Source organism: Sphingobium sp. VMM, from assembly GCF_056790315.1.
The window spans coordinates 16,935-28,678 of the sequence record NZ_JBXGSI010000007.1 but is presented as its reverse complement, the minus strand read 5'-3'; the positions used below and the strand labels follow the sequence as shown (position 1 = coordinate 28,678).

Sequence of the window (11,744 nt, the reverse complement as noted above, 5' to 3'; positions counted from 1 at the left end):
AAAGGGGCAAGTCAAGCGCGTTAAGCCATGCGCCGCTTTTGCCGGTCAGGCGGTCAGATAGTCAGGCGGTCAGGGGGATGATGTCGACCATGTCGCCGGCAATGGCGGGGGCTGAACCGGCCGGGCGGCGGATCAGACAGTCGGCCAGCGCCATGGCGGCGGTGGCGGCGCTGTCCTGCGACGTGACCGAGACGATGCCGTCGGCGCCGCGATAGGCGCGCAGATAATCGTCGCGTTCCGCCGTCGCGCCGAGTGGGGCGGCAAGGCGGGCCTGCACGACCGGCGGCAGCGGCGCGCGCGATCCGGCGAGATGGCGGACCAGCGGGCAGAGGAAGAGGGTGCCGGTGACGAAAGCGGAGACCGGATTGCCCGGCAGGCCGAGAAAGATTGCGTTGCTGAGGCGTCCGGCCATCAGCGGTTTGCCCGGCCGCATCGCGATCTTGTAGAAATCGAGCGTGCCGCCGGCCGCCGCAAAGGCGGGGCGGACATAGTCATGGTCGCCGACCGAGGCGCCGCCGGTCGAGACGATGATGTCGGCCTGGGCCGCCTGTTCCAGCGCCTGCGTCATGGCGGAGAGATCGTCGGGCACGATGCCAAGGTCGATCACCTCGCAGGGCAGGGCGGCGAGCAGGGCGGCGAGCATCGGCGCGTTGGACGAGGGGAGATACCCAGGCGGCGTCGGCGCGCCGGGGGCAACAAGTTCATTGCCGGTCGAGAGCAGGGCGACACGCGGGCGGGTGCCGACGGGCAGGCTGCCATGGCCGCCCAGCACGGCGAGCGCGATCTGGCCCGGCGTGAGGCGGCTGCCGGCGCGGACCAGCAGCGTGTCGGCGTGGAAATCCGAGCCGAGCGGGCGGACATGCCTGCCGGGCATCAATATGCCGTCATGCGCGGTCAGTTTGTCGCCATCGCGCGTGGCATTTTCCTGGATCAGGATCGCGTCGGCGCCGGCCGGCAAGGGTGCGCCGGTGAAGATGCGGCAGGCCTGGCCCGGTTGCAGGGCCGGGATATCGGCGTCGCCCGCGCTGCTGGTGGCGACCAGCTGCCACGGCCCGGCGCCTTCGGATGCGCGCACGGCATAGCCGTCCATCGCGGAAAGATCGGCCCAGGGCTGGTCGCGGAGTGCGCTGATGTCGGTGGCGAGCCAGCGGCCGGCACAAGCGGCGACGGACACAAGTTCGGCCGGCAACGGATCGGCGAGGGCAAGTAGCCGCGCCTGCGCGTCCGCGACCGGCATCAGGTTCATCGGTCGCTGCTCTCCGGCGCGGTCCAGTCGCCCGACTTGCCGCCGCGCTTCGCGAGCAGGCGAACATCGCCGATTATCATGCCCTTATCGAGCGCCTTGGCCATGTCGTAAACGGTGAGCAAGGCGGCCGTGGCGGCGGTCAGCGCCTCCATCTCTACCCCGGTCTGGCCGGCGGTGCGCGCGGTCGCGGTGACGGTGACGCCGTCATCGTGGAGGGCAAAGTCGATGGTGACGGCGCTCAGCGGGATCGGATGGCAGAGCGGGATCAGTTCGGCGGTGCGCTTGGCCGCCATGATACCGGCGACACGGGCGACGGCGAGCACATCCCCCTTCTTGACGAGGCCGGCGGCGATCGCCTGCGCGGCGTCGGCCGCCATGGTGATGCGCCCGGTGGCCACCGCCTCGCGTGCGGTCACGGCCTTGGCCGAGACATCGACCATGCGGGCGGCGCCGTCTTCATCAAGATGGGTGAGGCCGGTCATGCGCCGGTCAGCAGGTTGCGGGTCGCGGCCTCGACATCGGCCTGGCGCATCAGGGTTTCGCCGACCAGGAAGCAGCGCACGCCATGATCGGCCATGGCGGTGAGGTCGGCATGGGAGCCAAGGCCGCTTTCGGCGACGAAGGTGCAGCCGTCGGGCGCCTTGCCTACCAGTTCATAGGTGCGGGCGAAATCGACGCTGAAATCGCGCAGGTCGCGGTTGTTGACGCCGATCAGGCGCGAGCGGAGCTTGAGCGCGCGCTCCAGTTCGGCCTCGTCATGCACCTCGATCAGGGCATCCATGCCCAGGCCGAGCGCCGCATCCTCTATCTCCTGCATCTGGCTATCTTCCAGCGCGGCGACGATGATCAGGATCGCGTCGGCGCCGAGCGCGCGGCTTTCCAGGATCTGCCAGGGATCGACGATGAAATCCTTGCGCAGCACCGGCAGCGCGCAGGCCGATCGGGCGGCCATCAGATAATCGTCATGGCCCTGGAAATAGGGCTCGTCGGTCAGCACCGAGAGGCAGGCCGCGCCACCGGCGGCATAGGCCACCGCATGGGCCGGCGGATCGAAATCGGCGCGGATCAGCCCCTTGGACGGGCTGGCCTTCTTCACCTCGGCAATCAGGCCGAAGCCCGAGCGGGCGGCATCGTCCAGCGCCCTGCGGAAGCCGCGCGGCGGGGTCTGCTCGCTGGCGCGGGCGTGGAGCGACGCGATCGTCGTCGCGGCCTTGCGGCGGGCGACATCCTCGCGCTTGAAATCGCAGATTTCGATGAGCTTGTTGGTCATTGATAGGCAATCCAGCAATTGAGGAGCGCGTTGGCAAGGCCGTTGTCGATCGCCTCGGCGGCCTGTTCGACGCCTTCCTGGAAATCATGGGCGGCGTCAGCCACCACCAGAGCGGCGGCGGCATTGAGCAGCACGGCGTCGCGATAGGCGCCGGCCTCGCCCTGGAGCAGGGCGCGGAGCGCCGCAGCATTATGGGCCGGGTCGCCGCCGCGAATGGCGGTGACGGGATGGGTCGAGAGGCCGAGTTCTGCGGCGGTCAGGCGGCGCATCGCGACCACGCCGTCGGCCGTCACCTCGGCAATGTCGTTGCCGCCGGCGAGCGAGAGTTCGTCAAGCCCCTCGTCGCCCGACACGATCATCGCATGGGTGGCGCCCAGCTGGCCGAGCGCATCGGCATAGATGGGGACATAGGCGGGGCGGGCGATGCCAACGAGCTGGCGGCGGACATTGGCGGGATTGGCGAGCGGCCCCATCAGGTTGAAGATGGTGCGTTCGCCGATCGACCGGCGGATCGGGCCGAGGCGCTTGAGCGCAGGATGGTAATTTTGCGCGAACAGGAAGCAGATGCCTAGATCCTTGAGCGTGGCTTCCGCCGTGGCGGCGGCGCGATCGAGATCAAGGCCGAGCGCTTCGAGCGTATCGGCGGCCCCCGCCTTCGACGAGGCGGCGCGATTGCCATGCTTGGCGACCGGTACGCCGGCAGCCGCCACCACCAGGCTGACGGCGGTGGAGACGTTGAGCGTATGATGCCCGTCGCCGCCGGTGCCGCAGACGTCGATGGTGCCGTCGGGCGCGTCGACCGGGATCATCCGGGCGCGCATCGCACGGGCGGCGGCGGCGATTTCCGTCGCACTCTCGCCGCGCCGCGCCATGGTGACGAGGAAGCCGGCGATCGCCTCGTCCGACAGGTCGGCGTCGAACAGCAGGTCGAAGGCGCGGGCGGCTTCGTCGGCGGCCAGGGGGGCGCTGGGATCGGGCAACAGGGTCATGGGCCAAGCCTTTAGTCCCGGCCGCGCGCGAAAGTCGAGGGCGACATGCTATTTGCCCGCCAATTGGAATTTTGTTGCGTGGTCCGGCAATTGGCTTGACGCGGGCACCAAAGGGGCGTTGTCGGGGAAACCATGCGCCGTTCCTGGTCGACCCTGTTCTGGAGCCTTGCCATCCGCCAGCGCCGCCGGCTGCGCGAGAGCGAGGCGGCCTTCATCCTGCTCGCCATACTGGCGGGCGTGGCGGCGGGGCTGATCACCAACCTGTTGCAGCTGATGGCGCACGGCATTCAGGAACTTCTCTATGGCGTCAGCATCAACCGGCTGAGCGCGTTGGGCGAGATCCGCCATCCCTGGCGGCTGCTGGGCCTGCCGCTGGGTGGGCTGGCGCTGGTACTGCTGGCACGGCTGCTGCGCCGGCGGCAACGGCCGCTGATCGACGTGGTGGAGGCCAATGCGCTGCATGGCGGGCGCATCCCGATGGCCGACAATCTGGTCATTGCCGGGCAGACGGTCTTGTCGAACGGGGCGGGGGCCTCGGTCGGGCTGGAGGCGGCCTATGCGCAGATGGGCGGCGGCGTCGCGTCGCTGCTGGGCCAATGGCTGAAGCTGCGGCGCAATGATCTGCGCACCCTGGTCGGTGCCGGGGCGGGGGCAGGCGTGGGCGCGGCCTTCGGCGCGCCGCTGGCCGGCGCCTTCTATGCGTTCGAGATCGTGATCGGCCATTATACGCCGGCCGCGATCGCGCCGGTGGTGGCTGCGGCTTTGAGTGCCGCCTTCGTGACGCGCGCGCTGGGCGTCGAGCCCTGGCTGATCGCGACCACGGCGGACCGGATATTGGGGACGGCGGACTATCTTCTCTATGCGCTGCTGGGGCTGCTGTGCGCGGGGCTGGGCATCCTCATCATGCGGATGGTGACCTTTGCCGAGCTGCGGGTGCAGGGCTGGACCTGGCCGGGGCGATGGCGGCCGGTGATCGGCGGCCTGCTGCTGATGCCGCTCGCTTGGGCAACGCCGCAGACCTTGTCGGCCGGGCATGGCGCGCTGCACCTCAACCTCATCCTGCTGCCCGACTGGACCGTGCTACTGATGATCCTGTGCCTCAAGATCGCGGCGTCGGTGATCTCGCTGAGCTTCGGCTTTCGCGGCGGGCTGTTCTTTGCGTCTTTGTTCCTGGGATCGCTGGCGGGGCAGATTTTCGCGCAGCTGGTCGACCTCATCGGGATCGGCTGGTCGCTCGACCCCAATGATGCGGCGCTGGTGGGGATGGCGGCGCTGAGCGTCGCGATCGTCGGCGGGCCGATGACGCTGGGGCTGCTGATGCTGGAGACGACCCATGATTTCCAGCTGATGGGCGTGGTGCTGACCGCGTCGCTGCTGTCGAGCGCGGTGACGCGGGAAATGTTCGGCTATTCCTTCTCCACCTGGCGGCTGCATCTGCGCGGATCGACCATCCGCAGCCCGCGCGACATTGGCTGGGTGATGAACCTGACCGCCGGGCGGATGATGCGGCGCGACTGGGTGTCGGTGCCCGACACGATGAGCGTCGGCCAGTTTCGTGCGCTGGTGCCGCTGGGGTCGGCGAGCAAGGCGATCATGATCGACGGTGCGGGCGGCTATCGCGGCATCGTGCCGACGGCGGCGGTGTATCGCCCCGAACTGGCGGAGGATGCGCCGATCGCGCCGCTGGCAAGCCTGGCCGATATCGCGTTGCGGGCCGACGCGGATATCCGCGCGATCCTGCCCCTTTTCGACAAGGCGGCGGCGGACGAGCTGGCGGTGGTGGACGAAAGCGGGCTGGTGCTGGGCGTGCTCACCGAGAAACATGCGCGGCGGCGCTATTTCGAGGAGATTGAAAGCTCGCAGCGGGCGTTGTTCGGGGAAGGGTAGAGGCATTTTGGAAAATGCGCGGAAGAGCGCATTTTCGGTGCCGCACCGGCCCGCACCCCCACCCGGCCTCCCACAGTATATCGCCGCGGGGCGTCCGGGCGGGCGCGCGGGCCGGGCTTGCATTGGCGGGGCCGGGCTGTAGAAGGCCGGCATTCGCATGGACCCGGTGAAATTCCGGGTGGCTATTCCGGCCGCCGATCCGCCGGACAACATCACACATGTTTATCGAGACTGCGCCCCGGATGGCGCCATGTGCATTGATGTGGATTTTCGACATGACCCAATTTTTCAGCCGCTATCGCCGCCAATGGTTCAGCGACGCCCGGACGGCGCGCCATGACATCATGGCCGGCATCGTCGTCGCGCTCGCCCTGATCCCTGAAGCGATCGGCTTTTCCATCATCGCCGGGGTCGATCCGCGCGTTGGCCTCTATGCCTCGGTGGCGATCGCCATCACCATCGCCCTGATCGGCGGGCGGCCGGGGATGATCTCCGCCGCGACCGCCGCCGTCGCGGTGCTGGTCGGGCCGCTGGTGCGCGAGCATGGCCTGGAATATCTTTTTGCCGCGACGATCCTGATGGGCGTGGTGCAGATCATCGCCGGGCTGCTGCGGCTGGACCTGCTGATGCAGTTCGTGTCGCGATCGGTCATCACCGGCTTCGTCAATGCGCTGGCGATCCTGATCTTCATGGCGCAACTGCCGCAGCTGACGAATGTCGGCTGGCAGACCTATGCGATGGTGCTGGGCGGCCTCGCCATCATCTATCTCTTTCCCCGAATCACCAAGGCGGTGCCGGCGCCGCTGGTGGCGATCGCGTTGCTGAGCGCGCTGTCGATCGGCCTGGGCTTGCCGGTCCATACCGTCGGCGACATGGGGCGGCTACCTGAGGGGCTGCCGAGCCTTGCCCTGCCGCAGTTGCCGCTGACCTGGGAGATGCTGCGCATCATCCTGCCCTATTCGGTGACGATGGCGGCGGTCGGCCTGCTCGAATCGCTGCTGACCGCGCAGATCGTCGACGACATGACCGATAGCGACAGCGATAAGCAGCGCGAATGCATGGGGCAGGGCGGGGCGAATATCGTCGCGTCCCTGTTTGGCGGCATGGGCGGCTGCGCGATGATCGGCCAGTCGGTGATCAACGTCACATCCGGCGGGCGCGGGCGGCTGTCGACCTTCGTCGCCGGCGCCTTCCTGCTGTTCCTGCTGGCGGTGCTGGGGCCGTGGGTCGGGCGCATCCCGATGCCGGCGCTGGTCGCGGTGATGGTGATGGTGTCGATCGGCACGTTCAGTTGGGCCTCGATCTCCAATCTGCGGCGGCATCCGCCGACCTCCTCGGCGGTGATGCTGGCAACGGTGGTGGTCGTGGTGGCGACCCGCGACCTGTCGCTGGGCGTGCTGACCGGCGTTCTGCTGTCGGGCATCTTCTTCGCGGCGAAGGTGCAGCGCATGTTCGCGGTGGAGCGCAGCGAGGTCGATGGTCGGGCGACCTATCGCGTCACTGGCCAGTTCTTCTTCGCCTCGGTCGATCGCTTCACCCGCGCCTTCACCGGCGAGGAAAGCGCGACCCATGTGCTGATCGACGTGTCGGGCGCGCATTTCTGGGATATTTCGGGTGTCGGCGCGCTCGACAAGATCATCGCCCGGCTGCGGCGCGAAGGGCGCATGGTCGAGGTGGTTGGCTATAACCGGGCGAGCGCCGACATCGTCGACCGCTTCGCCCTGCACGACAAGACCGGGGTGGAGACGGGGGCGGTGCCGCACTGACACGGCTGCGGCCTTTTTCCCTTTGCGTCATCCTGACGAACGTCAGGATCCATTCGGCGCTACGCTGACGAGCGAGCGCTGAATGGATCCCGGATCAAGTCCGGGATGACGGCAGTGAAATTGGGCAAAAGCGGCCTTACGCCGCCTCGCGCTCGCGGACCGGGATGCCGGCGATCTTCATGAAATTGGCCAGCATGTCATGGCCATGTTCGGTCGCGATGCTTTCCGGGTGGAACTGGACCGAATGGATCGGCAGGGTCGCGTGGCGGAAGCCCATGACCGATCCGTCCTCGCTGGTCGCGTTGACCACCAGATCGGCCGGAATATCCTCCACGATCAGCGAGTGATAGCGGGTCGCGGTGAAGGGCGAGGGGAGGCCGGCGAACAGGCCGGTGCCGTCATGACGCACAGGCGAGGTCTTGCCGTGCATCAGCCCGCCGCGCACCACCTTGCCGCCGAAATGCTGGCCGATCGCCTGATGGCCGAGGCACACGCCGAGCAGTGGCGCGCCGGCATCGGCGCAGGCCGCGACCAGATCCAGGCTCACACCCGCCTCATTGGGGGTGCAGGGACCGGGCGACAGCAGGAAAGCCTTGGCCCCGCTCGACAGGGCCTGGCCCGCCGAGATGGCGTCGTTGCGCACGACCTCTACCTTGGCCCCCAGCTCCATCAGATAATGGACCAGGTTCCAGGTGAAGCTGTCATAATTGTCGATGACGAGGATCATGGGACACAGCCTATAGGCGCGGATGACGATGGGGGGAAGGGGGCGAACAACGCCTGATCTTAGTGGACTAACATGTAAATTGCCCCTGGCGCGGCGAGCAAGCATATGACTGACCAGTGCTTCCAGGTCAGGCGATCGATTTTTCTGAAAGCCAAGCTCGCCGCGAACGCCAATGTGCCAAACACCAAAAGGACGCTTCGCAGAAGAATGGCATCGCCAGAGTCCGCCAGGATGCTGAGGACGATGGCTGAACAGGCAGCCATGAAGGCGCTGAGAAACAGACAGCCGACGACCATGATACGTATCATGGAATCCCAAGCCTGAGCTTGCGCATATTCGTTTGGCTTCATGCAGTCTGACTACACATAATTGATGGTACGGAAAAGCAGACCGCTATCATTTGACTTTCGTCATTCCCGCGAAAGCGGGAAACCATCACCGGACCTCGCGGCTGGGGTTATGGTGGGAGATGGATCCCCGCCTTCGCGGGGATGACGGTAAAAAAAAAGGCTGGCATGACGGAGTAAAAGGAGGCGGCAGCGCTCCGCCGCCCATCCCTTAGCGTTTCTTGTGCTTGCCCCGGCTGCTGCCGATGTGGCGGATGTTGGTGGGGCGGCCGCGGTGGATTTTCGGGCGGGTGCGGTCGCGTTTCAGCGGGCTGCCGCGCGGGGCTGGATTGTCGGGCAGCTCGAAGCGCAGCGCGCCGTTGATCGGATCGGCTTCGGCGAGGCGCAGTTCCAGCCGCTGGCCCACCGTATAACGGTCGCCGCTTTCGACGCCCTGCAGCGCCTTGCCCGCTTCGTCGAAGAAGAAATGTTCGGCGCCCAGCGTCGATACGGGGACGAGGCCGTCGCCGCCCAGCCCCTCGACCGTGGCGAAGAAGCCGAAATTCTGGACCCCGGTGATCCGCGCCTTCACCACCTCGCCGACATGGGCCGACAGGAAGGCGGCGACATAGCGGTCGATCGTCTCGCGCTCCGCCTCCATCGCGCGGCGTTCATGGCCCGAGATCATCTCGCCGACCCGGCCCATATTCTCATAATCCTCCTGGCTGAGGGAGGAGCGATCGGGGATCGCCCTGTCCTTGGGCGCGGGCAGTTCGAGATCATAGGCGCCGACCAGCGCGCGATGGACCAACAGGTCGGCATAGCGGCGGATGGGCGAGGTGAAATGGGCGTAGCTGCCCAGCGCCAGGCCGAAATGGCCCATATTCTGCGGCGCATAATAGGCCTGGGTCTGGGAGCGCAGGATCTGGGTCATGATCTGCTCCTTCTCCTCCGACTCGCCGACCTTCTTGATCAGCTGGTTGAAGGTGGACGGGCGGATCACCTGGCCGAGCGCGAAGTCGATGTCGAAGGTGGCGAGATATTCCTTGAGCGCGACCAGCTTGTCGCGGCCCGGCGTTTCATGGACGCGGTACATGACTGGCGCCTTCTTCGCCTCCAGCGCCTTGGCGGCGGCGACGTTGGCAGCGATCATATAATCCTCGATCAGCATATGGGCGTCGAGCCGTTCGCGCACGGCGACGCTGACGATCTTGCCCCATTCGTCGAGGACGACGCGCCGTTCGGGCAGGTCGAGCGCGAGCGGATCGCGCTTTTCGCGGGCCTTGCGTAGCAGCGCCCAGCAGGCCCAGAGCGGCTTCAGGGCCGGTTCGAGCAATTCATTATCCTGCTCGCCATCGATCGCGGCCTGCGCATTTTCATAGGCGAGGACGGCGGCGACGCGGATGATGGCGCGGGAGAAGCGGAAGCTCTTCACCTTGCCCTGCGCGTCGATCACCAGATGGCAGGCCATGGCGGCGCGGTCCTGCCCGGCGCGCAGCGAGCACATGTCGGACGAGAGCTGGTGCGGCAGCATCGGTACGACCAGGTCGGGGAAATAGACGCTGTTGCCGCGCTTGCGCGCCTCGCGGTCGAGCGCGCTGCCGGGGCGGACATAATAGCTGACATCGGCGATGGCGACGATCGCCTTGTAGCCGCCTTCATTGGCGGGGTCTTCGTCCGGCGCGGCCCAGACGGCATCGTCATGGTCGCGGGCATCGACCGGGTCGATCGCGACGATCGGCAGATGGCGCAGATCCTCGCGCTTGTCCTCATGCAGCGGCAGCTTCGATGCGGTGACCGCTTCCTCCTCCACCGCTTCGGGGAAGACATGGGGGATGCCATGCTTGTGGATCGCGATCAGGCTGAAGCTGCGCGGGGCGAAGGGATCGCCGAGAATGTCGGTGACGCGCGCGCTGATCCGCGGCGGGCGGCCGGTCGGCTCGGCCAGGACCAGATCGCCCTTCTTCGCGGTGCCGATGTCGCTGATCGGCGTATCCTTGCGGATGCGCTTGTCGACCGGGCGCAGCCACAGCTTGCCGTCGGCCATTTCCTCAACCACGCCGAGCAGCATTTCGGTCGCCTTGGCGAGCTTCTTCATCGGATGGGCGAGCCAGCCCTTGCCCGCTTCCTCGGTGCGGGCGAGGATGCGGTCGCCGATCGTCAGCGCGCCGCGCTTGCCCCGTTCGACCACGCGGATGCGGGGCGCGGGCTGGCCTTCGGCCTCCCAGCGTTCGGGGGTGGCGATCAGGGTGGTGTCGTCGACATCGACGATGCGCAGCACCGTCACCTTGGGCACGCCGCCCATCTTGTGGAAGGCGCGGGCCGGGCCGATGTCGAGCAGGCCCTCGTCCGCCATGTCCTTGAGCAGCGCCTTCAAGGCGATCTTTTCCTGCCCCTTGAGGCCGAACGCCTTGGCGATTTCGCGCTTGCCCGCCGGGGTGTCGGACTCGGTGATGAAGTCCATCACCTGCTGTCGGGTCGGGAACCCGGCGGGACGGACTTTCGCGCGGGCCGGGGCCGCCTTCTTCTGCTTCTGGGTCGATGCCATGGCTCCGCTATAGGGGGCAGGCCGCATGGGCGCCAGTGGCATGGCGGGATGGCGGGGACGGATCGTTGGAACGGGCATGACGATATTGCTTTTGCCCCTGCTGCTGGCCGCCGCGCCCGACGCCCCGATCGACCGGACCAATGCCGAACATTATGTCTGGGGCGGCAGCAATGATGGCTGGCATCTGGTGAAGCGCGACGAGATGTCGGTGATCCAGGAACGGATCGTGCCGGGCGGGGCGGAAGTGCGCCATTATCATCAGCGAGCGCGGCAATTCTTCTATGTCCTGTCGGGCGAGCTGACGCTGGAGGCGGGCGGGGTGACCCATGTGCTCAAAGCGGGGCAGGGGCTGGAAGTGCCGCCGGGCGTGCCGCACCGGGCGCAGAACAGCAGCGGCGCTCCGGTCGATTTCCTGGTCAATTCGACGCCCAAAAGCCATGGCGACCGTGTCGACGCGCCGGCGGAAAAATAGGAAATCCTCCGCTTAACTTCGCATATTTCCCGCACATTCTGATATTTTGGAACAGAAGTAGGAAATCTTGTTACGCGCCGGCCCGCTTGCCTTTGTGCGCCGTGCAGCGAGGACTATGCGGGCCTTCAATCGGGCTGATACCAGTAGATGTCATGGCCAATCTTGGAGAAGTGTGGGCCTGACGGCGGACCTTTCCGGCTATCGTGCGTGATGAAATAGCCCCAGCCGCCGTCAAAATAGGGCTTTGTCAGAATGTCGACGCCATCGGGGGAAATCGTGACGCTCATGGGATCGAGCTGCGCAATATGATGTGGCCAACGGCTTTTGGGCACGAATTGTTGGCTGGCGGGCGTTCGCGCAGCCAAGGCTTTGGCTTCCCGTTCGATCGCCTGCAGGGTTGCGGTGTCCTGAACTGGCTGCCGGCACCCGGTGAGCGAGGCAAGGATGGCCATGATGGCGAGGCCGCCAATGCGATTTGCGTGCATATACTCCCCCGATGCGGAACGCTGGCAC

11 protein-coding genes and 1 other annotated feature are annotated in these 11,744 nt (G+C 66.8%); of the genes, 3 read left to right on the top strand and 8 right to left on the bottom strand.

What is annotated here, in order from left to right:
• Positions 1–61: 61 nt before the first annotated feature.
• The 4 genes from ACUCV3_RS10505 to trpD are packed head-to-tail and all read right to left on the bottom strand — an operon-like array spanning position 62 to position 3,505.
• The gene (locus ACUCV3_RS10505) at positions 62–1,246 is read right to left on the bottom strand and encodes a molybdopterin molybdotransferase MoeA (protein ID WP_279729266.1); all 1,185 of its coding nucleotides are present in this window, start codon (positions 1,244–1,246) and stop codon (positions 62–64) included.
• The gene (gene moaC / locus ACUCV3_RS10500) at positions 1,243–1,728 is read right to left on the bottom strand and encodes a cyclic pyranopterin monophosphate synthase MoaC (protein ID WP_279729267.1); all 486 of its coding nucleotides are present in this window, start codon (positions 1,726–1,728) and stop codon (positions 1,243–1,245) included. The genes ACUCV3_RS10505 and moaC overlap by 4 nt, the downstream gene beginning before the upstream one ends.
• Positions 1,725–2,516, bottom strand: a complete 792-nt coding sequence (gene trpC, locus ACUCV3_RS10495) for an indole-3-glycerol phosphate synthase TrpC (protein WP_069336610.1) — start codon at positions 2,514–2,516, stop codon at positions 1,725–1,727. The genes moaC and trpC overlap by 4 nt, the downstream gene beginning before the upstream one ends.
• Positions 2,513–3,505 carry an anthranilate phosphoribosyltransferase gene (trpD, locus tag ACUCV3_RS10490; RefSeq protein ID WP_279729269.1) on the bottom strand — a complete coding sequence of 331 codons (993 nt, stop codon included), beginning with the start codon at positions 3,503–3,505 and terminating at the stop codon, positions 2,513–2,515. The genes trpC and trpD overlap by 4 nt, the downstream gene beginning before the upstream one ends.
• Before the next feature lie 132 nt (positions 3,506–3,637).
• Between trpD and ACUCV3_RS10485 the strand changes: the two genes are divergently transcribed.
• Both ACUCV3_RS10485 and ACUCV3_RS10480 read left to right on the top strand, forming a co-directional pair.
• The gene (locus ACUCV3_RS10485; RefSeq protein WP_482240605.1) at positions 3,638–5,392 is read left to right on the top strand and encodes a chloride channel protein; all 1,755 of its coding nucleotides are present in this window, start codon (positions 3,638–3,640) and stop codon (positions 5,390–5,392) included.
• Positions 5,393–5,548: 156 nt separating this feature from the next.
• Positions 5,549–5,604, top strand: a sequence feature (sul1 is cis-regulatory element that is thought to sense ions involved in sulfur or methionine metabolism; They are found in Alphaproteobacteria).
• A gap of 63 nt (positions 5,605–5,667) precedes the next feature.
• On the top strand, positions 5,668–7,158 hold the full coding sequence (locus tag ACUCV3_RS10480) for a SulP family inorganic anion transporter (protein WP_482240604.1): 1,491 nt from the start codon (positions 5,668–5,670) through the stop codon (positions 7,156–7,158).
• 136 nt (positions 7,159–7,294) lie between these two features.
• On the opposite strand, the gene ACUCV3_RS10475 is transcribed toward ACUCV3_RS10480, so the two are convergent.
• The 3 genes from ACUCV3_RS10475 to rnr all read right to left on the bottom strand — a co-directional run bounded on the left by ACUCV3_RS10475 (position 7,295) and on the right by rnr (position 10,759).
• Positions 7,295–7,885, bottom strand: coding sequence for an anthranilate synthase component II (locus tag ACUCV3_RS10475; protein ID WP_007708936.1), 591 nt, complete (start codon positions 7,883–7,885; stop codon positions 7,295–7,297).
• A 59-nt stretch (positions 7,886–7,944) separates the two neighbouring features.
• Positions 7,945–8,235 (bottom strand): hypothetical protein, encoded by a 291-nt coding sequence (locus ACUCV3_RS10470; protein ID WP_279729275.1) that lies wholly within the window; start codon positions 8,233–8,235, stop codon positions 7,945–7,947.
• A 208-nt stretch (positions 8,236–8,443) separates the two neighbouring features.
• Complete coding sequence (gene rnr / locus ACUCV3_RS10465) at positions 8,444–10,759, bottom strand: ribonuclease R (protein WP_279729276.1); 2,316 nt, start codon at positions 10,757–10,759, stop codon at positions 8,444–8,446.
• A gap of 76 nt (positions 10,760–10,835) precedes the next feature.
• Between rnr and ACUCV3_RS10460 the strand changes: the two genes are divergently transcribed.
• The gene (locus ACUCV3_RS10460; protein ID WP_279729277.1) at positions 10,836–11,231 is read left to right on the top strand and encodes a cupin domain-containing protein; all 396 of its coding nucleotides are present in this window, start codon (positions 10,836–10,838) and stop codon (positions 11,229–11,231) included.
• A gap of 125 nt (positions 11,232–11,356) precedes the next feature.
• Here ACUCV3_RS10460 and ACUCV3_RS10455 read toward each other — a convergent pair whose 3' ends face one another.
• Positions 11,357–11,716: a hypothetical protein gene (locus ACUCV3_RS10455; protein WP_279776290.1), complete on the bottom strand. Its 360-nt coding sequence runs from the start codon at positions 11,714–11,716 to the stop codon at positions 11,357–11,359.
• Between the last annotated feature and the right edge of the window lie 28 nt (positions 11,717–11,744).

What these genes read in the sequence shown, in the direction of transcription:
- ACUCV3_RS10455 (WP_279776290.1), bottom strand. Translation starts at nt 11,716, where the DNA reads ATGCACGCAAATCGCATTGGCGGCCTCGCCATCATGGCCATCCTTGCC.
- rnr (WP_279729276.1), bottom strand. Translation starts at nt 10,759, where the DNA reads ATGGCATCGACCCAGAAGCAGAAGAAGGCGGCCCCGGCCCGCGCGAAA.
- ACUCV3_RS10485 (WP_482240605.1), top strand. Translation starts at nt 3,638, where the DNA reads ATGCGCCGTTCCTGGTCGACCCTGTTCTGGAGCCTTGCCATCCGCCAG.
- moaC (WP_279729267.1), bottom strand. Translation starts at nt 1,728, where the DNA reads ATGACCGGCCTCACCCATCTTGATGAAGACGGCGCCGCCCGCATGGTC.
- trpC (WP_069336610.1), bottom strand. Translation starts at nt 2,516, where the DNA reads ATGACCAACAAGCTCATCGAAATCTGCGATTTCAAGCGCGAGGATGTC.
- trpD (WP_279729269.1), bottom strand. Translation starts at nt 3,505, where the DNA reads ATGACCCTGTTGCCCGATCCCAGCGCCCCCCTGGCCGCCGACGAAGCC.
- ACUCV3_RS10475 (WP_007708936.1), bottom strand. Translation starts at nt 7,885, where the DNA reads ATGATCCTCGTCATCGACAATTATGACAGCTTCACCTGGAACCTGGTC.
- ACUCV3_RS10460 (WP_279729277.1), top strand. Translation starts at nt 10,836, where the DNA reads ATGACGATATTGCTTTTGCCCCTGCTGCTGGCCGCCGCGCCCGACGCC.
- ACUCV3_RS10470 (WP_279729275.1), bottom strand. Translation starts at nt 8,235, where the DNA reads ATGAAGCCAAACGAATATGCGCAAGCTCAGGCTTGGGATTCCATGATA.
- ACUCV3_RS10480 (WP_482240604.1), top strand. Translation starts at nt 5,668, where the DNA reads ATGACCCAATTTTTCAGCCGCTATCGCCGCCAATGGTTCAGCGACGCC.
- ACUCV3_RS10505 (WP_279729266.1), bottom strand. Translation starts at nt 1,246, where the DNA reads ATGAACCTGATGCCGGTCGCGGACGCGCAGGCGCGGCTACTTGCCCTC.